The following is a 22,949-nucleotide window of genomic DNA, read 5'->3' as shown; positions in this document are numbered from 1 at the left end:
AAAGGTTTCACCTTTTCCTAAATATTATACTATCTTTGTGAATTGATTTTTGGATGATGAAAGAGTTACAGTTGCTGTTAAAGAAGTTTTTTGGGTATACTTCTTTCCGCCCGTTACAGGCGGAGATCATACAACGTATTTTGAGGAAAGAGGATTCGCTGGTATTGATGCCTACCGGTGGAGGAAAATCAATTTGTTTCCAGTTACCAGCCATTTATATGCCGGGAACAGCTGTCGTTATCTCCCCTTTGATCGCCCTGATGAAAGATCAGGTGGGTGGATTGGTAGCCAACGGCATTCCGGCGGCGGCCCTCAACAGTATGATGCCCGAAGAGGAACGCCATCAGATTAAACAACTCTGCATCCAGGGGAAAATCAAACTACTTTACCTGTCGCCCGAAGCATTGGTTAGCGAACTGCATTGGTTGCTTCCACGCATGGATATTTCTTTGATTGCGATCGACGAAGCACATTGTATCTCACATTGGGGACACGATTTCCGGCCGGAGTACACACAACTGGCCGTGTTGAAAGAGCACTTTCCAAAAATACCGATCGTAGCCCTGACCGCTACGGCCGACAAGGTTACGCGAACGGATATTGTCAACCAGTTGAACCTCCGCAACCCGGAAGTATTCGTCTCTTCTTTCGACCGCCCCAACCTCTCCCTGACCATCCGCCGGGGATTGAATAAAAAAGAAAAAACAGCCGCTATCGTCCATTTTATCCATGCACACCGGAACCAAAGCGGGATCGTTTATTGCATGAGCCGTAACAGCACCGAAAACATGGCGGAAGAGTTATCTTCTTATGGAATCAAAGCCGTAGCCTATCATGCCGGACTTCAACCTGCTCAACGTGAAAAGGCACAGGATGATTTTATCAACGACCGGGTAAATGTGGTCTGTGCCACCGTAGCTTTCGGTATGGGGATCGACAAAAGTAACGTGCGTTGGGTCGTGCATTATAATATGCCCGGAAGCATAGAGAACTATTACCAGGAGATAGGACGCGCCGGACGGGATGGAATGAAAAGCGACACGTTGTTGTTCTATTCGGTGGGCGACCTGCTCGTACTCCGTCGTTTTGCCGAAGAAAGTGGCCAAAGGGATGTCAACCTACAAAAACTGAACCGGATGAGGCGGTATTGCGAAGCCGATATTTGCCGCCGACGCATCCTGTTGAGTTATTTCGGTGAAGAGACAGATCATGATTGCGGAAATTGCGATGTTTGTAAGAACCCTCCTCAACGCTTCGACGGTAGTGTATTGGTTCAGAAAGCACTTAGCGCCATCTTCCGGACAGGTCAGTTTGTCGGCATGAATACCTTGATCAATATTCTCCGCGGATCGGAAAAGGCGGATATCACCGAAAAAGGATATGATAAGCTAAAAACCTATGGTGCCGGAAAAGACCTGACATATAAGGAATGGAAAGAATATCTCTATCAGATGCTCCAATTAGGGTACATCGAAATCGATTATGTGAACGCCGGTATTCTGAAAGTAACTCCGTTAGGACGAAAAGTGTTGTTCGGCGAACAGAAGGCGATGATGTCTATTTACAAGGAACCGGAAGAAAAGACCTATTTCAGAAGAAGAGACTCCAAATTCAAATATCGCCCGATCAAACCGCTCAAATCGGCCTCGGTCGAAGAGACATTGCTCGATTCACTCCAGCAACTCCGTAAGCAGATTGCCGAAAGAGAACAAACACCGGCTTATATCATATTCTCCGATGATTCACTGGAAGACATGGTACAAAAGAAACCGGTTACCCTGGACGAGTTCAGTGATATCCAAGGCGTCGGAGAAATTAAACTGGAGAAATACGGAAAGGTATTCGTGGCATTGATCCGGTTTGTATTGCGACTACCGAAAGAAGGATGAATTTTCTTCATTTTATTTCAGTTTCCGGATATTACGTTTGAGGTGCCCAAATTACCGTTACGGTAAAAAATGGGCAGGCTCTTACAAAACTTTCCTGTACTTTAGCTTCCGAAACAAAGAGACGGGAACAGTACACCCTACTACCCGATCAACATAGTATTAACTTATAAATAAACAGCTTATGAATACACTAAGTTTAAAGATGTCTCAAAGCATATCCCAATTGTATGAGACTTTGTGCCAGGTTGGAAGAAGTACATTTGCTGAATTACAAAGAGCGACAAATTTTCAGGACACCGAGCTTTGTCTGGCTCTATGCTCTCTTATGCATGAGAATAAAGTATATCAGGCCCGGATCAGTAATACCATTTATTACATCCTCAAATAACCAAATTCACAGGAAACTCAATCTCACCGAAGCCGATCATCGCATTGAATAAACGGATCAGTGAATAACGGGACAAGTCCTGTGGACGGATAGTGGCCGGAACAATAATTCCCTTCCCCAATAGAGATGCCCGCATCGTTCCTTCCAACAGAGGGACCTCGGGTGTCTCCCATTGCTCTCCATTCCATAAGGCAATATTAGCGATCGAGGTATCGGTCAAGAGGCCGTCACGCACGATCAGGATATCATCAGCGTCACCTTTCTGCTTAAATAATTCATCCAGTTTTTGACGGTTACTGCTTTTATAGGTGTAATCCAATCCATCCGATGTGACAAGTTTCAGACTTTTCACAGGGCGAATCATGTAAGGCATGTATTCGACTTTTTCCACCTCTTCCTGATATTCAATCCGGCATTTGGTGCGTTCGGTATACTCTCCAGGCTGAATATAATCAGCCAGATTGATGGGTAAATTACACTCAAATATATCTCTCCGCGTCTTGTTGAAGCGGTAATTATGGAAAGCCAGATTAACAGCCTTTCCATTCTCTATACGGATTGTTTCAATAAATTGGCACATATACTTTTTGTTTCATTTCATTATACTCACTTTGTAAATCACTTTGGGAAGTAATACCTCCACCGCTTTTGAAAAGCAATCGGTTCCCTTCCTGTTCCAGAAAACGGATCATAACGGCACTATCCAGACGGTTACCGTCGAAATACCCCATTACACCAGTATAAAAACCACGTTCGTACGTTTCAGCTTCCTCAATAATCTCCATCGTCTTTTTCTTGGGTGCACCGGTAATAGATCCGGCAGGTAACAGGCAGAACAGAATATCTCCTAAAGTTCCTTTCCAATTATCCGGTAACTTCCCTCTGATCTCCGAACTGACCTGTAATAATCGGCCTTTATTCGTCTGTAGTTCGTCGATGTACCGATATCGCGACACCGTAACTTCTGATGCTACCTGGCTCAGGTCGTTACGGATCAGATCGACAATCGTTGCATGCTCAGCTTCTTCCTTTTTATCTGCGAGGATTTGTTCACGTGCATTTGGCAGAGACGCATCGATCGTACCTTTCATCGGATACGAATAAATAAAGCCATTCTCGAGACGAACGAATATCTCAGGGGAGAAAACGACAAAACGATCCTTCACCCATAGTTTATAAGTGGATCGGGAAAAATAAAATATCTCCTCCAATGTCAGGTTCGTCCGTACCGGAGTTGCACAAGTCAGATTGACAAGATAAGAATTACCCGCATGAATATGACCGGATACCGTTTGAAAAGACCGGGAATAGGCCTCGTAAGAAACCGGTAGGGCTTCCCATTCGAACGGCTTCTCCGGGAACTTTTTTCCACTGGTTATTACGTTCGTAAAACCATTCAGGTCATACAACACCTCATCCGGATCGATCGAATCCGGTTCCGCTACCCAAACATGTTCCTGCTTATAATCGACGATAAACATAAAAGACCGTCCGGATACTCCCAATTGATTCATCTTCCAGACGGCTTCTTCTTTATTGTAAAATATCATATCAAAAATCGCTCAGTCAATCCGCCGAAAGCATCGATACGGCGGTCACGGAAGAACGGCCACCAACGACGCACATTCTCACTCCGTGCTTTGTCGATCTCCACAACACGTACTTCCTCATGGTCGTTCAGGAACTCGGCCAGCAATTCTCCCTGCGGGCCGGCTACAAAGCTATTACCCCAGAACTGGATACCGTTGGTTTGTCCGGAAGGGTCTGTCTCATGTCCCGTACGGTTTACGCTAATCACCGGAAGGCCATTTGCTACGGCATGTCCGCGTTGTATCGTAACCCAGGCTCCTAACTGGCGTTTCTTTTCTTCTTCCGTATCGCTGCTCTCCCAACCGATAGCGGTCGGATAGATCAACAATTCGGCTCCTTTCATCGCCATCAGGCGGGCAGCTTCCGGATACCATTGATCCCAGCAAACCAATACTCCGAGTTTGCCAACCGACGTTTCGATAGGTTCGAATCCCAGGTCACCGGGAGTGAAATAAAATTTCTCGTAATAAGCCGGATCATCCGGTATATGCATCTTCCGGTATTTTCCGGCAATTGTTCCGTCTTTCTCCAATACGACCGCCGTATTGTGATACAATCCGGGAGCACGTTTCTCAAAGAGGGAAAGTACCAATACGATCCCCAGCTCTTTCGCCAACGCACCGAACTCTTCCGTAGAGGGTCCCGGAATTGTTTCCGCCTGGTCGAAGACCTGTGTGTCCTCCGTCTGGCAGAAGTACAAGCCGTTATGCAATTCCTGCAACACAACCAGCTCCGCTCCCTCTTCGGCACAAAGACGGATATTATTTTTCAGTTTCTTTATATTATCTAACCGGTCACAGGTGTTCGCCTGTTGGATTAATCCTACTTTCATTTAATTTTCAATTTTCAATTAACGAACTCTTTCGGATACTGCATCGTCACGCAATGCAATGAACCATGTTGTTTAATTAACGGTAAACAATTAATACCTACAAGCTCTCTGTCCGGGAACGCCGTCTGCAAAGCCGCTTTTGCAACCTCATCTTTCGGTGAATTATAGAAAGGAACCAGTACCGCTCCGTTTATAATCAGGAAATTTGCGTAGGTAGCCGGCAAACGTTCACCCTCCCATTCCACTTTATCAGCCATTGGCAAAGCGATCAGCCGGTAGGGTTCGCCATTCTCTTGCTTAAACTCTTTCAGCTCTTCCTCCATCTCCTGCAATTCGGCATAATGCTCATCTTCTTCATCCGTACATTGTACGTAAGCGATCGTATCTTCACTACAAAAACGGGCCAATGTATCGACATGGCTATCGGTATCGTCACCAGCTAGATAACCGCTCTCCAGCCACAAAATACGGTTCAGGCCGAACACCTGTTTCAGATAATTTTCCAGTTCTTCCTGTTGAAGATATTCATTCCTGTTCACGGAGGAAAGACATTCTACCGTAGTCAGCAAAGAACCTTTGCCATCCGACTCGATACTACCGCCTTCCAACACGAACGGTTGCATATTGACAGGGATCACCTCCTCTGTAAATGTTTTACTATGGAACAACTTCCGCGTGATCAGATTATCATGACTAGCTGCATATTTCATTCCCCAGCCGTTGAATACGAAATCGTACACAACCGGAGTACCTTCCTCGAAGACGGAAATACCTCCGTGGTCGCGTGCCCAGGTGTCGTTTGTCTCCATCTCGCGGAAAATAATACGGCTATAATCCACATCTCCCAACTGAGAGCGTACCGCCGATTCATCCGGACAAACAATCAATAACTTCTCCCGCTTGATCACCTCTTTGGCAATCTCCACAAAACAAGGTACGACCTCGTCGAGTATCGGCGCCCAATCCGTCCCTTCATGCGGCCAGGTTAGTTGAACCGCACTTTGCGGATACCATTCAGCCGGTAATATCGTTTTATTTTCCATGTTTGCTCGTTTTATTTAGGCTACAAAGATAAAAGATAATAAGAGCAAAGACAAAATTCTCATAAAAACTCCTTCTTATATTTGGAATATCCGGAATCCTCACTAACTTTGCGCCACAAAGTACTTTTTATTGTAAGTATATGAACAAACAAGTAGAAGACATAAAAGCTATTCGCGAGATGATGGAAAGATCATCCAAGTTCCTTTCGTTAAGCGGTTTGTCTGGTATATCGGCCGGAGTTATAGCGATTATCGGGGCAGCACTCGCCTACTTTCATATTCTGAGAGAACCGGCAAATGCCGACTTCAATACGACACACGAAGCGATGTTCCGCGAGATCACTTTGTTGATCACGGATGCAGCGGCTGTCTTGCTCTTTTCTATTTGCTTCGGAATCTACTTCTCCTGGAGAAAATCTGTAAAGAATAACCTGATGCCCTCCAAAAGCCTGATAAAAAGAACACTTTACAGCCTTAGTGTCCCCCTCGTTACCGGAGGGATCTTTGCTCTTATTTTCCTGTTGCGCGGCGACCTGGAGATGGCAATCACCATGACACTTATATTTTATGGTCTTGCCTTGATCAATGTATCCAAATATACTCTCGACGAAGTCCACTACCTGGGTTTGACAGAAGTTGCTTTGGGTATCATCGCCGCTTTGTTTCCCGACTGGAGCCTCCTGCTCTGGACAATCGGATTCGGAGTCTGCCATATCATTTACGGAACAGCTATGTACGTCAAATACGACTTGAAGAAAGCATGAAAAACATACTGTCCAAATTAAACAAAGCTTTCGAAAGCCGGATTCGACTGGGTATCATGTCTATCCTGTCGGTAAACGAATCAGCCGACTTCAACACCATGAAGCAACTGATGGAGCTGACCGACGGAAACCTGGCAAGCCATTTGAAAGCCCTGGAGAACATCGGATACATCCAGTCCTCCAAGCAATTCATCGGCAGGAAACCTAACACACAATATATGATTACTGAAGAAGGTAGAAAATGCTTCAGGGAACACCTGGACGCATTGGAAGAACTCATCAAATAATTTTTTTACCCATTTACTTTGAAATACAAAGTACTTTTAAACTACAATAAACAGGTTAAGATTATGGAAACAACAATCAAAAAAACAGCAAAAATCAATCAGTCCATTACATTTAAAGCACTGATTATCGGCTTTCTGACCCTTATCCTACTGATCCCCGGATTCATGATCCAGGATCTGATACGGGAACGGCAAGACAGAAGTGTTGAAACGATCGAAAAGATCAATGCCAAATGGAGTAATGCCCAGACCATCTGCGGTCCTATACTCTCTATCCCCTACACGACCATGCATGAAGGTTCTAACAATAAAACAATGCTTCAGGAGCACATCCTCAATATCACTCCTGAAAATTTGAATATCAATACCCAATTGTACCCAGAAGAAAGATATTACGGAATCTATAAAACGATCCTTTACAAAAGTGAATTAGACATATCCGGAAATTTTGAAAAGATCAATTTCCAAAAGATCGACAATAGTACCATACATTGGGATCAGGCTTTCCTTACGATCGGTGTTTCCGACTTAAGAGGTATCACGGATAATATCGACTTTACTTTCGACAACAAACAATATCCGGTCGAAGCAGCCGGTAACAGTGATCGGTTAATGGGAAAAGTATTGGTTATCAGTTTAAACAATCCCGACTCTCTGTTGACTGGTTATGCATTAAATTTCAACTGCAAACTGAAGTTAAACGGAAGTAGCAATATCAATTTCATCCCGATAGGTAAAACGTCCAAAGTTCATGTAGCAGGTACCTGGAAATCACCTGGCTTTATCGGTAACTTCAGTCCAGAACATACTATTACCGAAAACGGTTTCGACGCAAACTGGAGTATCCTTCGTTTCAACCGCAGCATACCTGAAACATGGATCGATAACCAGGCCGAAACATTCGAAGACAGCTCTTTCGGAGTCAACCTGATCGATCCGGTAAACCATTACCAACAAAACATGCGGTCTGCCAAATATGCCTTTATGTTTATAGCTCTTACATTTGTTGTCTTTTTCTTTGTTGAAATACTGACAAAAAAACGTATCCACCCTATTCAGTATTTGCTGGTAGGTATAGCCCTGATCCTGTTCTACAGCCTGCTTTTATCGATCTCTGAACAGATCAATTTCGGCATTGCCTACCTGATTGCCAGTATAGCCACCATTGGACTGATAACGGTTTATGCCCACAGCATCTTTAAAAACAAAATGCAAACCGGAGCACTGACCGCCATGTTATGTACACTCTACATTTTCCTTTATGTCGTTCTGCAACTCGAAGACGTTGCCTTACTAATCGGAAGCATCGGCCTATTCCTCATACTTGGGGTCATCATGTTCTTCTCCCGGAAGATCAACTGGTATAAAGAAGAAGAAACAGAAGAGGAAACAGAAGAAAATAGCCAATCGCAACCACTAACAGAACTCCATTAAATAAAAAATGAAGATGTGTCAAAAGAAAGTGCCCCCGAAAGTTAGACAAAAAACTTTCGGGGGCACTTCACTAATTATAAAAACTCAAACTCCAGTGTCTTTGCCAATCCTTCTCCTAGTGTATACGGAGCTTTAAAACCCGATTGTTGTATTTTTCCTGCATTAAACTGGGTCGTAGCACAAAACTTCTTTACCCGGACAGAACTGATCGTTTGCTTTCGGCGGGATAAAAAGGCTAACAAATCGAAACAATATCCACCCAACATTCCTAACCAAAATGGGAAATGAGTTGTCGGAATATGTATCTTCAAGACTTTACTCACATGTTCAACCAGTTCATTCATGGTAAAATCCGGTTGATCCACATAATTGTAAACGTTATAACCTGCTGTCTTTTCCGTAATCAGGAATTCAAGAAACGCTACAATGTTACCGACATAAGCCATCGACTTCTTATTATTGCCATTTCCCACCATCAGGAATTTGCCACTCGATATTTGCCGAAGTAAATTATAAACATTCCCCCTATTGCGTTCACCGAATATAACCGTCGGACGGATTATGTTTATATTCCAGTCAGAATGAGTTTGATACCATTTCTGCAACACTAGCTCCGCTTCCCATTTACTTTTCCCGTAATGATTAAAAGGATCTGCCGGATGATTTTCATCCGGACATTTCTTATTCAATCCATAAACGGCAACCGAGCTGGTAAAGACAATCCGTTTGATTCCATTGATCTCCATTGCTTTCAGTGTATTACGCATACCACCTACATTCACGTCATAATAAAGGGATACGGGAGATACATCATCCCGATGTTCTGCTGCCAACAAAACAACAACATCCGTTCCTGCCAATAAAGAAACAAGTTTCTCCTTATCCAATACATTGGCTACCGTTGTGATCTTTGGATAAGATAAACTTTGTCTTTTATCTATATTCTGCAGCGAATAAAGTGTCGGTCGAAGATATTCTATCAACCGGGTACCGACAAACCCGGAAGCACCAATAAGTGTGATCTTCATTTCATTTTGTATTTTTACAATATTGAATAATTTCCTGAAAAGCATTTTCCTGCATAACAACCAGTTGTCGGGCATATTCTCTGGCAGCCTGTTTCTTTGTATCGATTATCTCCCTAGTCACAGAATGATAAAAATCGACAATCGACCGCTCATAATCATCTGTTTCGCTGATTAACCAAAGAGCCTTAGGAAACATACAATAACCTTCTGAATATTCCGAAGCATTATACAAAACCGAAGTTCCTGCACAAATAGCGCTGACAACTTTCGAAGGCACACATACATGATTCCAGCAGGGTAATAAAGATGCTATATTTATATCGATAAACTCCAGTTCTACATGATTGACTATAACTACTCCTTGTTTAAATCTCACCTTTTCCAATAGCCAATTAGCCTTTGAACCATAAAGAGCTAAAAGTATCATAAACTTTTCAGGATCCATCCGGTCTATTAACTGAAAAAGAAACAAAGCATCGTGAGCCTCTCCCAGATTCCCGGCATAGCACATAGTTATTTTATCCTTATTACCTTCTTTCCAGTCCGGCATTTCTTTTACTTGTTTCATGATATTCACCCCGGCAGGAAGAACAGTATGCGGAATCTCTTTTTTATACTTTTCTTTCAGATAAGCATATTGCCTTTCACCTAATGCAATCATATAATCCGGAGCCGTCTGATACACCCAATGATGGATAATCCTGAATAACGGATTTGTCGACTTTACCAATCCAGCCGAACAAAAAGCATCAGGATATAAATCCATCGTCCAGAATACCCATCGAGAGCGACTGAAATATTTAAATAGAGCCGCCCAAAAATTGATCAGCGATGGATTGGTCAAGACAATCCGCACATCCGCATCCGTCATTCTACACGCGCTGAACACCAGGCGAAAACCATCTAGTAAGCCTACCAGTAAACGGAGTATTTTATTATTACCATTGTAAATAGCTTTCAATTCCGTCACCGGATACGGAAGCCGGATCTTTTCCGCAACTTGTCCCTTGTAAACAGCATCTATCGAAAATGTATGTACATCCAACCCGTTTGAATGAAGAATATCTGCCATTAATTTAACAGACCGACCAGCGATGGATGGATGTCGCGGACTGAATTTTTCAATAATATCGATCTTTCTTATTTCTCTTTGTGTAGTCATATTTATTATACATCAGAGTATTATCTACTATTTTTCAAACTCCGCAATAACCGTCCCAGAGTAAAAATGGTCATCAGAAATAAATCAGCCAATAAAATATTTTTTATATTCAATCCCACTCCTACTATCCCCTTATTCCAACCATCGATAGGAGAGCGATCATGCAACTTTTTTAAATACGCCAACCGTTCTTTTCGTTTAGGTATTTTATTTACCCGATACATATTCATTACCGTTATTTGCCTGCTAGAAGAACAATACCTTTTTATGGTCTCATACAATTGGGGATTATCTATTTTCCGGGCCAATATCGTTGCTTTATCACAACTGGTGATACAGGCTAAATAATGTTTTTTAAAACCAATATTCCGATTAAACGACTGTGATGACAAATGAATTCTGTAATTGTATATCTGCGCAGGATATAAACGAACAGATTGAATATTCAAACAAAAATCCAACATAAATATCATATCTTCAAAGAAAGAAATCCGACGATCAAACCGTATCCCACAACGATCGACAATCTCCCTTTTCAGCGATTTATTACAGGCATATCCAAATTCACCATTGTCGAATAAACGGTTCAATATATATGGTAAATCTTCCGGACGAACAGCCGAACAATCCGGCAATTGAACAAAACGTTCTTGTCCCTTATAATGTCTTACCATCTCCGTATACACAATATCATAGTCGAAATCTTTCCTGGCATCTACATACGATTGCAGGTAATCAGGAGAGACCCAATCATCCGAATCCACAAAATTGACATACCACCCGGAAGCCATCTCCAGACCTTTGTTTCTGGAAGCGGAAACGCCCTCGTTCTTTTCATGAAATACCCGTATGCGAGAATCTTTTCCGGCATATTCATCGCATATCTCACCACTTCGATCGGTCGAACCGTCATCGATCAACAATAATTCAAAATCCGGATAAGTTTGCTCCAATATACTATCGAGGCAAACCTTTATAAAAGACTCGCTATTATAAACCGGCACTATAATTGAAAAAGTAAAAGATCTCATTGAATCAACGCCATTTTAAAATATGCATCCGGAAAAGCAGACCTCTAAATTTTCCTAATATACTTTTTTTCAACCGATACTTAAATGGAATTTTTATATAGGCTATATTATCCCTGTTATCTATTATTTCCGAAGAAATCGACTTCATGGTTGAAGCATCCAATGCCAACCAGGGATATATTCCCTGAATATAAATGCCTTTCAAACATATATATTGAAAATCATCTGCTAAAATAAAAGGTTTATCAATTGACAATAACTTTTTTGCAGCACCCCGGTTGATCAGATAAGCACATGTTCCATAAGCAGTCCATATACGATAAAAAGAATAGTTTTTCAAACTCCAAAGTCTTTTAGAAAAATAAATATGATGATGAGTCAGGGTAATAATACTGTTTTTACAGGAAAGCAATATACCGACAGCCTTTTTCAAAACAAATTCCACATCATCCGGATACATAAAACGAACATCATCTTCCAGTATTAACGCATATTCGTTGTCAGATTCCAGTAATCTGCGATAACATTCCCGATGGCTTAAAGTACATCCGATTTCTCCGTCCAATGGTTCACGGGCATATTGCCACATAAAACGTTTCCGATCGAATAACGAATCCTTTTCCTCTTCGGAAAGTTTCTTACCGTTGACCGCTTCTACTATTTCCACATCCAGTAAAGAATACCTCGAAATATCCCGTAATACTCTCTCCTTACGCTCTGTCGATTCCTTTATATTTATAAGATAAGTCTTTATTTTCATCTTTTCTTCTTTTTTCTATGACCATATTCATAATATCCATAACTCCCGTAATAACTATATCCCGCATATTGGTAACGAGCCTCATTCAATACTACTGCCATACGCGGTAATTTACCGGTAGCATATAATTTTTCTACTTCAGGCAATAATCTGCGATCCATAGCCCCTTCCCGAATCACATAGACACACAGATCGGCAACCCGGCTGATTACCTGAGCATCCGCCACAATCCCATAAGGAACCGTATCCAGCAGGATATACTCATACCGTTCTCTAAGTTCTGCCATCAATTCGTCTAAACGACTATTTAACAAAAGTTCTGACGGATTGGGAGGTACCGGTCCGGAAGCTATCACATCCAGATTCGAATACCAACGGCTTGTCCGGATAATACTTCCGGTATCTGTGATATTACCGGACAGATAATTCGTCAGTCCCGGTACAATTTTCCCCTTATCATCTTTCTCCGATCCCTTGCGAATATCCATCTCCAGCAAAATAACCCGCTTGCCTGTTAAAGCCAAAGCCACCGCCAGATTAGATGATATAAAAGTCTTTCCCGAATCCGGATTAAACGAAGTAAACATAATGGATTGCGTTTTCGATTTTTTCTCCAACATAAAATCCAGATTGGAACGAATAATACGGAAGGATTCAGAGATCGGATCACGCCCTTGTTCCCGAACCAGCACCATATCCGATTTGGCCGGTTTTCGAGGTATTTCTCCCAGGAAGGGAATTGTCAGGTTATCCTCTATATCCTTACGGCCACGTACCTTGACATTCAATAAATATCGAATATAGAAAGACATTGCAGGTATGAATAGACCGGCAAGGAAAGCCCCCAGCAGAATCACCAACGTATTGGCTCCCGCACGACCTGCATCGTAAGCCTCATCGACAATCCGGAGGTTACTATCGGCTGTTGCCAGTGTCAACGCATTTTCCTCCCGTTTATTCAATAAATACAGGAACAGTTCTTCTTTAATTTTCTGCTGCCGTTCCACCGACAAAACATATTTCTGTTGCGTAGGGAAATTATTGATCTTTTTTGCTTCCAACATCTGTTTACGACGGGTAAAATCCAGTTTCGAATTGACAGCATCTTTCGTATTCCCTAAACTTTCACTGATGGTACGCCGTAAAGAGATCAGCTCCTCATTTCGCTCCCTAACGGCCGGGCTATTATCCCCTGCGTTGATCTTCAATTTATCCCGTTCCAGCAATACGGTATTGTATTTTTCAATCATAGCCTCTATTCCAACGTTCGCAATGCCTGTATTAGCCGGAAGCAAACGTTCTTCTTTCAGGGGATCATGCAAATACTGCCGGATCAGGCCGATCAATTCGATCTGAGTAGTCAGTTCGGCGACCTCCCGATCGTATAGGTTCCTATTTTCCAAAGAAATCCGGGTTTCCCACCCGAAATCTACCGATTGATTCCGTTTCCGATATTCCTCAATATCCCCTTCCACATTACCCAATTCTTCATTGATCAACTGTAACCGTTCATCGATAAAGACAGCCGTATTCCGTATAATTACATTTTTATCTTCCATCGCCTCGTCCACATACACCTGTATTAACATATTCAGTATATCATCCCCTCTTTTCGGATTCATATCCTGATAGGTCAATGTGATCAGATTGGCATCTTTTACCGAACGCCCTGCCTCAAGTCCACCCAGCAACGAAGAAACAAGCGCTTCTTTCTCCGCACAGGCAATCTGTATCGGGACACCCAGCCAGTCATCCGTAAAAAAAGAAGTTCGGGTTACAAGCATCCGCCCGATCGGACTATCCAGCAGTTTTCCAAAAGTATATTCCATCACTCCGTCCGGATCGTCTTCCAACCCTTCAATTCTGAAACGATCGTTTTCCAATGGGATAATCGAAAATGTTGCCGGACGAAAAAATGTCGAATCAGGGAAACTGATCGCCAAAGGAACATCTGCATATAAAACCTCACTTGTCAGCCCTTTATCTATTGTATACCCGATATTCAAGCCTAGTTTGTCGACAACTTTCCGCATCAGCATACGCGATTTGAAAATCAATATTTCTCCATCAACATTATAGTTATTGTCATCAAATATCTGCTTTTCATTAAAAGCTTCCTCTGTTTTCTTTTTATTCTTAATCTGTACAACAGCCTCCCGTTTATAAACCACCGGAACCGATTTTGTATACACATAGGCTACGCCCAGACAGAACACGACCGACAACATAAACCAATACCATTTGGCAATCAGAACATCCAGAATTGCACGTAAGTTAAAATCGCTTTTAAGAGTCCAGTTCTCAATATAAGGTTTTTCCTCGTTCATAAGATTTTATTTAAAAATAAGTACACAAACCGACATGACGAACGAAGCAAAAGATACCCATGTACCCAAATTGGTAAACTGATTATGCGTACTGGTTTCCGCTTTTACCCGGTTAGGCTCTACATAAACCATATCATTCTGTTGCAGATAATAATCCGGAGATTTGAACACATCCCTCGACCGGAGATCATGATATAATATAGTACGTTCCCCATCCTGTTCGCGTACCACTGCCACCCGGTTACGGCGTCCATGTATCGTCAAGTCACCCGCCAGGCTTAACGCTTCGAACAAGGTAACCCTTTCTGAAGTGATGTTAAATGTTCCGGGACGGGCAACTTCTCCTAACACCATAATGCGAAAATTCAGAAAACGGACTGTAACGATCGGATCTTTTATATACCCTTCTTTTTTCAGCCCCTCCTGTATGAATTCTCTCAGTTCTCTCCGGCATAAACCTGCCACTTTTATCTTCCCTAATAAAGGGAAATTGATAGTCCCATCCGCTTCCACAAGATACCCCCGGTTATTACTTGTTGTACCGGAATACCCCATGCCATATCCTACTGAATTAATATTAAAAGGAGTCAACAATGTCGGATCTGCACAACTCACCACAATATCGAGTATATCGTCTTTTCTGATCTTCATTTCAAAAGTATCGGTAACAGCCATCCTGTCAAACAAACTGTCTCCTCCCTGCAGATAAGCAATATCCTTCACCGAGCCGCAAGAAAGCAACAAGCTGGTCAATATCCAGCCCAAAAACAATCCTTTAAACTTTTTCATAACCAATCATTCCCCATTTATTTTATCAATCAGCCCTTTACCCGGTTTGAATTTGACACTTATACGCTCCCTGATGATACACTCCTGCCCGGTCCGCGGGTTGCGCCCCATACGCTTTGCTTGTTTCCAAGGCACATAATGACCGAAATTTTGTATTAAAACAGGCTCGTTACATTTTAACGACTCGGTAATCACTTCATCCATCGTATCTATAAAACGTTGAGCTTGCGTAGCTGTTACCGACATACGGCCTGCTATTTCTTTTGCTAAATCATTCTTGTTCATGTTGATAAATATTTATTGTTTTAATCATATACAAATTCAGGTTTATCACCTTGCCCGGTAACCCAGGCATACAGCTGTTCCATCTGACGGGCGACGACATCTATGGAATATTTATCCTTCACCAACCGGCGTCCCCGTTTCCCCATGGTCTGTAAATCTTCTTTATCCAGCGATAAAGCCTCCCGTACTGCTACCGTCAAACTATCCACATCATTTTTTACCCACCAACCGCACCGTTCTGTTTCCAGTTCTTTCCAGGGAGAACCGGTCGATGCTATGACCGGGATTTCCTGCAGCAAAGCTTCCGGTACGATCATTCCGAAATTTTCAAAATCGCTCGGCACCACCAGACAAGTCAACGAAGCCAGTAATCTGTTTTTTTCTATTCCGGATACCCAACCGGAAAAACGAACATCAGACAATTGAAGACGTTCCACTTCCTTTTTCAAAAAAGCGACATAATCCGGATCACCGTTTCCCATAATCAACAGTTCACCCGGTTCCTTCAAACGTTTCCATATTTCCAGCAGACGTTCCACCCGTTTGCGGGGATGTAAACGTCCCAAATAGCCTATTCGTTTCTTTCCATCCGCCCAAAGAGGTTTCGCTACTTCACATGGTTCCAGCGGATTCGGAATAACGGCTACGGGATTGGTAAATCCCAATGCCCAATAATGCTCCATCTCTTCCATGCAAGTGACATGCGTACAGGCAGCTTTCTGCAATAACCGCCGTTCATAGAGCAACAACGATATTTTCTTGATCCATGAAGAATGCTTCATGGCCTCCGGATACATACCGCCACGCAAAGTGACCACATAGGGACGAGAGTTTTTTCGGGCATATCGTCCTGCAGCATATCCCGGATATTGCCATAACTCCTGAATATGATAAACATCCACATCCGGAATCGATGATAATGTTTTCGGAAAAACCGTTGCATATCCCCAACGTTCATAGTAAAAAGGAGGGACAGGCAGATAATGAATAAACGGTTCCGTAGATATCGGTGTTTCTCCGCCAAGTATCTGTCTGGTTAATATCTGCGTGTCTACTCCCAAACCATTTAGCCCTTTAACAGTCTGGTAAGTGGAATAAGCAGGCCCTCCATGAGTTAAACTCATGGAATTTATGACATGTACAACTTTCATTTCTATATATATTGAATTTTATTTTGACCGATTGGTTTTCTTTACATGTGCCGGATTCCCCACAATCACAGAATCGTCAGGGAAAACTCCGCAAACAACGCTACCCGCCCCTACAATGCAACGATCCCCCAACACTGTCCCTTTGCAAATAATCACATTCATGCCGATAAAACAATCGTTGCCGATACGTACAGGCTTTTTACGAATGGAAGCCCGGTCGTTTATCCGTCGCGCAGCAACGTCCATGGGATGAAAATCGCTATCCATTATGATTGTATTGGCACCTATCTGTGTGTTATCGCCGATCTCGATCGATTCGAGTGCATAGATAGTAGAACCGGATAAAGCAAGATTGTTACCCAGGCGAATAACTCCGCCGTCACGCGCTACAAAAATGGCATATTGATGCATACCCGCCAGATTGGATAAAGGATGGCTGTTGATTCTAATATTTCGCCCCCAGTAAATATGGGAACCTTTAAAAGCATAGATAATCGTAAAACCGTTGAAGGTTACTCTTCCGGATAAGCGCAGTTTTTCCTTCCAATAAAAAAGATAAAAAAAAATAGTACGAAGCATTCCGATTAAGAATTTAATTATATTATTACCAGTCCATCCGCTTTCCTATCAACTCAAAAAACTTTTCATTCCATGGTTTAAAATATTCTTTTAGGAATTGTTTATACTCAGCAGGTACCTGCTGAGTATAAACTCCAACATTGGAGTTTTCCAACTCATTCTCCGGCCAATCATAATGAGGAATTTCCAAAAAGTCTTCTATGGCTGATAAGGTTTCCCGCTTCTTTTCTTTCAGGTCTTTACTATCCAAAATCAAGAACTGATCCGGGTTAAAATATTGATAATATCGCTCCAATTGCTCATTATAGAAGCCATGCCGAATCATATCGGGGTAATGAAAAGCAGAGGGTAAACGAGAGCCTGTTTCCTTCATTTTTCGAAACTCTTCTTCTACGAACCAACGAAAAGGATACCTGTCCGGTTGTTTTAAACAATCGAAATATTCACGATCCGGATCTTCCCGTACACATAGATTCTTTTCTATTGCATAACGGCATCCCATATTATACTCGGATATAGCCCGGCTAACAGGCTCACGAACCAAAAAGATCATTTTAATCTGAGGATTATACCGGTAAATACGTGCCGGAACCTCTTCTTCATAAATATAGTCGGGAGTAGCTTCGAAGAATAGACAATTTCCTCTGTTTTTTAAGAACTTATTAAAACAATAATATTCCACTATTCTCTTCAATCCCAGTTTCTCTTTATAATACTTCGTAAAAAGCAAAGGCTCCTTATTATTCGAACCGGTGCAAAACGGATGCTTATTCATATAAGCAGACAAAGCTGTTGTTCCACATTTCTGGGCGCCAATAATCATAAAATCTATTTTTTTATTCGACTGCCCCAGTAAATAAATACACAAAATTTTGATCCAATATTTAAATATCATTTTCATATCATGTAGTAAATTATTCTCATTCATTATACATTAGTTATTTTTTAGGGACAGAAAAAGATATTTTATCTCATAAAATGAAAAAAGCAGAACAGGTAGCCTGAAATATACGGCAAAAGCTTTATACGCAGATCCGAATGATTTAAACAAATATTTTTTGAATTTGCCTCTATCGACCTGTGACATCAGCCATTCCATTTGTTTATAACGTTCTTTCCACGATAGCCGGTCATGCACATGAAGTATGCCTGCAAGCGTTTGAAAAACCATAGTTACATACATATCATCTATATGATTCTTTACAACCGGATCATCGATATTCTTCGCTTTTACAAAACCGAAAATGCTATCATATATCCTTAGGTTCGAATCTGTTAAGAAATTATTATATCTTGCACTTACCGATAGCGATTCACCCCGTCTGACAACATGATATAAAAAATATGGAACTCCCTTTACTTTGTTTATATACCGCAAATAAACGAAATTAAAGATTGTATCTTCACCCCAGCTGATACCGGAAGGGAAGCGGATTCGATGTTTTTCTATCACACATCTATTATATAACTTACCGACCGGGCCTCTCAATAGGTCTCCGCTAATAAAATGATCAATCAAGAGATCGGTCACCTCATTATCCAACAAATACAATCTGTCACTTTTCACAAACAGATTCATACGGTCCATCCCTTCCAGTTGCAAACCACAGAGCGGAAGCATATCATCCTCACTGACAGACTCGTATAATAATTGTAAATAATTATCCTCCACCCAATCATCACTATCTATAAATGCGATGTATTTCCCTTGTGCCTGTTCCAATCCATGATTACGGGCATCTGAAACTCCTTTATTCGGTTGACAAAATATCCGAAAACGGGAATCTTTCCCGGCATACCGACGACATACGGAAAACGTATCATCAGTCGAACCGTCATCGATCAAAATACACTCCCAACACGTAAACGTCTGATTTAAAACTGAGTCTAAACAATAAGCCAGACAATCCCCCCTGTTATAAATAGGAATAATCACCGATATTAAAACATCTTTTTTAGTTTTCATTCTACCTCTTTTTAACATTTCATTCAAATATACCCCTGATATATTACCCTATCTTCCGGATATGCTTTCATGATCATACTCCGGATATCTTCGGACATCGCATAATCTCTTGCAATCGACACTCTGTTTTGATAATCGGACAGCTCTAAAAGTTCCAGTAGTTTTTTCCAATCACTTTCAGATTCATACTGAAAAACCTCAACATTCTTTCCTAAAAAATAACTTTGAGGATTTAACCAGGGTATTCTCTTATTACGTAAATAAAAATCCTGATCGGAACATCTAAGAATTTGATAACAGATATCGTTTACGGAAGCCGTACTGAGCTTCCGTAAACGATATGTCTTAAGACATATCGTACGCAGATAAATCTTTCTTAAAAGATTTGATTCCTGATACTCATCCAACATGATTACCGGAAGTTGTGGAAACCTTCCCACATTATTTGAATGCTTTGTCAATTCCTTAACAGCAGAATAAAAACGATTATAAGGATTACGTACCATCACAACAATCCGGTATTCCTCCCATTCCGGAATAAAACGCGGTAAATCTTTATAAGTAATATGCCCCAGATCCGTTCCATTTTTACGATCGTATGCCTTCCACCATTTCGTAGCATCTGTCTTTCCATATTTTTCAATATAAATATTTCTCAGAAAAGTCCCTCCGCATTTAGGATTATGCAAGTATATTACCTTGCGCTCTTTATCGACAATCATAATAGTACAATTATATTTATTAATCTAATAACCAATCCGCTTTCAGTATCGGAGAATGTGCTAAGAGTTCCGTAACTTTAGCTAACCGTTTATGCAAAGGGATCATGCGAGCAAACAAATCCCTCCGTTCTTCTATTGTCAGTGCCAGACGTAATTGGGACAGTATCTGCCCTATTTCTCTAAGCAAAGTAGCTTCATAAACTTCCAGGCGGCTAAAACGGGTGGCAGCTTTCATATAGTCGATAAATGCCTCACGCCCCATCTGACAAAGCAGGGAATCCGGGTCATGTTTCGGTTCGAGAACAATCCGTCCGACAGAAAAACCTTTTCCGGACAACAGGCGTGCCGATTTTATAGCATTCGTCTGACCGGCCTCGTCGCCATCGAGCATCACAATAGCATACCGGGTATACCGGCTGAGTAAAACCATTTGTTGCTCGGTCAGCGCGGTTCCACACAAGGCTACAGTATTACGAAACCCGGCAGCATGCATGGCAAGCACGTCTTTATACCCTTCGGTGATATACACAAAACCATGCTGCCGGATCGCTTCCTGTGCCTGATACAACCCATACAGAATCTCTCCTTTATGATAGACCGGACTATCCGGCGAATTGACATATTTACGGATATCAGTTCCTTTCGTTTCCCCCCGGTAACGACCGGCAAATGCAACCAGTTCACCCCGTTCGTTGCGAACAGGAAAAATCAGACGATCTGCGAAAGAGTGATAGTCATAAGGCAGAGACGAAGGAGCAATACCGACTTCAAACACCTGGTAAGTACTTTGCAATTGATCATTTTCCGGAACATACTCCTTTAAAAGCCCCTGCATCATTTGATGATTACGCAGCAAATGATCTCTGGCTGCCTGGCTGACAATATCTGTCGACACCGATCGGCTTTTGTTTTTTACCGGTAAAGGCTTTGCCGATAAATAATCATCTTCACCCGACAATCCGTACCATCCGGCCAGTATCTTCAATACCTGATGGAAGTCGCACCCTTCCATCTTCTGTACAAACTTAAACACATCGCCTCCTTCACCGCAAACAAAGCATTTGTAATACTGTTTCTTCACATTGACACAGAACGACGGATGCCGATCATCATGGAATGGACAAAGCCCCGTCAAAGTATTGGCCGAACCGCCGTTCTTACGCAACGGCAGATAACGTTCGATTACATCCTCCAATCGGATGACTGCTAATATTTGTTCTTTAAGATTCATGGGATAAATTTCCTGATTACCAATCCATACGGTAACCGATCATATCAAAAAATTTCTCGTTCCAAGGTTTATAAAACTCATATAACATTTGTTTACACTCATCAGATATCTGATGAGTGTAAACTCCAATGTTGGAGTTTACCTTTTTCTCATTTTCCCAATTACAATGAGGTATATTCAAGAAAGATTCAACCTGTTTCAACGTTTCTATCGGTCGATACTTCAAATCTTTATTTTCCAAAATCAAGATTTGTTCCGGTTTAAAGTACTGATAATACCATTTTAACTGTTCACAATACAAACCTCGTCGAACAAAATCCGGGAATAAAACTGTAGAAAAACTAAAAGAACCTGTTTCTTTCATTATTTTCAATTCTTCTCCTACGAACCATGATAAAGGATAGTGATCAGAATCTAACAATTTATCTTTATATTTCCCTTCAGGATCTTCCCATATTGCTATATTCTCTACCATCAAATTACGTATAAAAAAATATTCGGAAATAGCACGTGAAACGGGTTCACGAACTAAAAGTATCAATTTCATGTCCGGATTATAACGATAAATACGTTCTGCAACTTCTTCCAGATAAATATTTTCAGGCGTAGCTTCAAATAAGAAATGTTTTCTACTTCTAAAAAAAATCTCCTTGGGATTAAAATAAGAAATCGAATGAAAAACATTAAAATGCTTTTCATACCTAAGAGAAAACATTCGGGTTTCTTTTCTATTTGGAGCAATACAATACGGATGTTTTTTCAAACAGTCAAACAGGGCTGTTGTACCACATTTTTCAGCTCCAATAATTACAAAATTCAGTTTGCGGATTTTCCAGGCAGTTAACAACCAATAATGTATATTCCTTAAACACTTAATTTTATTTATCATAACTCTTATTTTTGAGATAAGATTTCAGCTTTTGATATTCTTCCTCATATCCGAATGTCTCGAAATCTTTCTTATACTTCCAGTACACCAGTCTCGCCGTGAAAGGAGTATAATAATCCATCCAGTTTTTCCCGGTCTTAGAAGCTGCCCGGTTGGAATGTTCCAATGGAAGAAAATTAAAGCGTTCACGTATCGGCTCATATTCAGTTGTTATATTTTCTATCTTCCCGACAAAATCGGCCAGGCACGTATTATCCTTATCATATATTAACCTGTACTGTCCGGCAAAATGTGGCTCGGCAAAACTATCTGGAAGCAGAAAAATTCTCCGGACAAACCGGCTAAAATCACGTACCCGAATTATACGACTAAATAAATAGTAGTTCCAACATGGGTCATCCGGATGTTGAATACATTTATCCTCGAAACAGGAAACCAAACGTTTAAAAGGATTTCGTACAAATGTAAATTTATAATACTCCTTCATCTCTGTACTCAATTCTATCGTAGAATTCTCCGATAACGAATTGATATCCGGCTGTTTCCCAAACATGGATTCTTTTATGGAAGTACAAGCCACTTTCGGATTATTCAAGTAAACTACCTCTCTTTCCCGATCAAAGACAAATGTTCTGTGTAATCTTCCCCATTTCTTAATACTTCTATACGTATAATAGATTCGGGCACAGTAGGAACGAATTCTTTTTACTAATAAATTATTAGAATATAGGGTATTACCCCCCCCCGTTTACAATTATTAACATTATCCATAATTTTATTTGTCTTATTCCTGCAATCTTTT

24 protein-coding genes are annotated in these 22,949 nt (G+C 41.3%); 5 read left to right on the top strand and 19 right to left on the bottom strand.

All coding sequences use genetic code 11. From position 1 onward, the window contains the following. The first annotated feature begins 56 nt into the window (after positions 1–56). Both recQ and BQ7394_RS07790 read left to right on the top strand, forming a co-directional pair. Positions 57–1,889 (top strand): DNA helicase RecQ, encoded by a 1,833-nt coding sequence (recQ, locus tag BQ7394_RS07795; protein WP_075559926.1) that lies wholly within the window; start codon positions 57–59, stop codon positions 1,887–1,889. 181 nt (positions 1,890–2,070) lie between these two features. Beyond that, a complete protein-coding gene (locus BQ7394_RS07790; protein ID WP_075556936.1) occupies positions 2,071–2,277 on the top strand; it encodes a winged helix-turn-helix domain-containing protein in 207 nt (68 codons plus the stop codon). Here the strand turns inward: BQ7394_RS07790 and BQ7394_RS07785 are convergent. From BQ7394_RS07785 to BQ7394_RS07770, 4 genes are read right to left on the bottom strand one after another with little or no spacing between them, the layout of a single operon-like run. Beyond that, positions 2,270–2,857, bottom strand: coding sequence for an aminotransferase class IV family protein (locus tag BQ7394_RS07785; RefSeq protein ID WP_075556935.1), 588 nt, complete (start codon positions 2,855–2,857; stop codon positions 2,270–2,272). The two genes, BQ7394_RS07790 and BQ7394_RS07785, sit on opposite strands and share 8 nt — an antisense overlap. Then, entirely contained in the window at positions 2,841–3,827 is a 987-nt protein-coding gene (locus BQ7394_RS07780; RefSeq protein ID WP_075556934.1) for an aminodeoxychorismate synthase component I, read from the bottom strand. The genes BQ7394_RS07785 and BQ7394_RS07780 overlap by 17 nt, the downstream gene beginning before the upstream one ends. Further along, a complete protein-coding gene (locus BQ7394_RS07775) occupies positions 3,824–4,699 on the bottom strand; it encodes a carbon-nitrogen hydrolase (RefSeq protein ID WP_075556933.1) in 876 nt (291 codons plus the stop codon). Before BQ7394_RS07775 ends, BQ7394_RS07780 begins: the two co-directional genes overlap by 4 nt. A gap of 14 nt (positions 4,700–4,713) precedes the next feature. Next, a complete protein-coding gene (locus tag BQ7394_RS07770; RefSeq protein ID WP_075556932.1) occupies positions 4,714–5,742 on the bottom strand; it encodes an agmatine deiminase family protein in 1,029 nt (342 codons plus the stop codon). Between the two features lie 140 nt (positions 5,743–5,882). Between BQ7394_RS07770 and BQ7394_RS07765 the strand changes: the two genes are divergently transcribed. The 3 genes from BQ7394_RS07765 (at position 5,883) to creD (ending at position 8,227) form a co-directional block, all read left to right on the top strand. Continuing rightward, positions 5,883–6,506 (top strand): hypothetical protein, encoded by a 624-nt coding sequence (locus tag BQ7394_RS07765; protein WP_075556931.1) that lies wholly within the window; start codon positions 5,883–5,885, stop codon positions 6,504–6,506. After that, positions 6,503–6,793 (top strand): winged helix-turn-helix domain-containing protein, encoded by a 291-nt coding sequence (locus BQ7394_RS07760; RefSeq protein WP_075556930.1) that lies wholly within the window; start codon positions 6,503–6,505, stop codon positions 6,791–6,793. The genes BQ7394_RS07765 and BQ7394_RS07760 overlap by 4 nt, the downstream gene beginning before the upstream one ends. A gap of 63 nt (positions 6,794–6,856) precedes the next feature. Then, on the top strand, positions 6,857–8,227 hold the full coding sequence (creD, locus tag BQ7394_RS07755) for a cell envelope integrity protein CreD (RefSeq protein ID WP_075556929.1): 1,371 nt from the start codon (positions 6,857–6,859) through the stop codon (positions 8,225–8,227). Between the two features lie 74 nt (positions 8,228–8,301). Here creD and BQ7394_RS07750 read toward each other — a convergent pair whose 3' ends face one another. The 15 genes from BQ7394_RS07750 to BQ7394_RS07680 all read right to left on the bottom strand — a co-directional run bounded on the left by BQ7394_RS07750 (position 8,302) and on the right by BQ7394_RS07680 (position 22,727). Next, a complete protein-coding gene (locus BQ7394_RS07750; protein ID WP_075556928.1) occupies positions 8,302–9,255 on the bottom strand; it encodes an NAD-dependent epimerase/dehydratase family protein in 954 nt (317 codons plus the stop codon). Position 9,256: 1 nt separating this feature from the next. Beyond that, positions 9,257–10,417 (bottom strand): glycosyltransferase family protein, encoded by a 1,161-nt coding sequence (locus BQ7394_RS07745; RefSeq protein WP_075556927.1) that lies wholly within the window; start codon positions 10,415–10,417, stop codon positions 9,257–9,259. Positions 10,418–10,437: 20 nt separating this feature from the next. Further along, positions 10,438–11,448: a glycosyltransferase family 2 protein gene (locus BQ7394_RS07740; protein WP_075556926.1), complete on the bottom strand. Its 1,011-nt coding sequence runs from the start codon at positions 11,446–11,448 to the stop codon at positions 10,438–10,440. Positions 11,449–11,452: 4 nt separating this feature from the next. After that, on the bottom strand, positions 11,453–12,208 hold the full coding sequence (locus BQ7394_RS07735) for a glycosyltransferase family 25 protein (protein WP_075556925.1): 756 nt from the start codon (positions 12,206–12,208) through the stop codon (positions 11,453–11,455). After that, entirely contained in the window at positions 12,205–14,535 is a 2,331-nt protein-coding gene (locus BQ7394_RS07730) for a GumC family protein (RefSeq protein WP_075556924.1), read from the bottom strand. The genes BQ7394_RS07735 and BQ7394_RS07730 overlap by 4 nt, the downstream gene beginning before the upstream one ends. A gap of 6 nt (positions 14,536–14,541) precedes the next feature. Further along, positions 14,542–15,324 carry a polysaccharide biosynthesis/export family protein gene (locus tag BQ7394_RS07725; protein ID WP_075559925.1) on the bottom strand — a complete coding sequence of 261 codons (783 nt, stop codon included), beginning with the start codon at positions 15,322–15,324 and terminating at the stop codon, positions 14,542–14,544. A gap of 6 nt (positions 15,325–15,330) precedes the next feature. Then, a complete protein-coding gene (locus BQ7394_RS07720; RefSeq protein ID WP_075556923.1) occupies positions 15,331–15,609 on the bottom strand; it encodes an HU family DNA-binding protein in 279 nt (92 codons plus the stop codon). Between the two features lie 20 nt (positions 15,610–15,629). Next, entirely contained in the window at positions 15,630–16,733 is a 1,104-nt protein-coding gene (locus tag BQ7394_RS07715) for a glycosyltransferase (protein ID WP_235848704.1), read from the bottom strand. A gap of 45 nt (positions 16,734–16,778) precedes the next feature. Continuing rightward, positions 16,779–17,339: an acyltransferase gene (locus BQ7394_RS07710; RefSeq protein ID WP_075556921.1), complete on the bottom strand. Its 561-nt coding sequence runs from the start codon at positions 17,337–17,339 to the stop codon at positions 16,779–16,781. Positions 17,340–17,364: 25 nt separating this feature from the next. Continuing rightward, entirely contained in the window at positions 17,365–18,162 is a 798-nt protein-coding gene (locus tag BQ7394_RS07705) for a sulfotransferase domain-containing protein (protein ID WP_235848703.1), read from the bottom strand. Positions 18,163–18,273: 111 nt separating this feature from the next. Further along, positions 18,274–19,305 (bottom strand): glycosyltransferase family 2 protein, encoded by a 1,032-nt coding sequence (locus BQ7394_RS07700; RefSeq protein WP_075556920.1) that lies wholly within the window; start codon positions 19,303–19,305, stop codon positions 18,274–18,276. 23 nt (positions 19,306–19,328) lie between these two features. Then, a complete protein-coding gene (locus BQ7394_RS07695; RefSeq protein ID WP_075556919.1) occupies positions 19,329–20,027 on the bottom strand; it encodes a sulfotransferase family 2 domain-containing protein in 699 nt (232 codons plus the stop codon). A gap of 19 nt (positions 20,028–20,046) precedes the next feature. After that, positions 20,047–21,258, bottom strand: a complete 1,212-nt coding sequence (locus tag BQ7394_RS07690) for a DNA primase (protein WP_075556918.1) — start codon at positions 21,256–21,258, stop codon at positions 20,047–20,049. Between the two features lie 16 nt (positions 21,259–21,274). Then, positions 21,275–22,147, bottom strand: coding sequence for a sulfotransferase domain-containing protein (locus BQ7394_RS07685; RefSeq protein WP_075556917.1), 873 nt, complete (start codon positions 22,145–22,147; stop codon positions 21,275–21,277). Further along, entirely contained in the window at positions 22,137–22,727 is a 591-nt protein-coding gene (locus tag BQ7394_RS07680; protein ID WP_235848821.1) for a sulfotransferase family 2 domain-containing protein, read from the bottom strand. Before BQ7394_RS07680 ends, BQ7394_RS07685 begins: the two co-directional genes overlap by 11 nt. Between the last annotated feature and the right edge of the window lie 222 nt (positions 22,728–22,949).

This window comes from Parabacteroides timonensis (genome assembly GCF_900128505.1).
Lineage (GTDB): Bacteria > Bacteroidota > Bacteroidia > Bacteroidales > Tannerellaceae > Parabacteroides > Parabacteroides timonensis.
The sequence above is the reverse complement of the archived record's forward strand: the minus strand, read 5'-3'. Positions and strand labels throughout refer to the sequence as shown.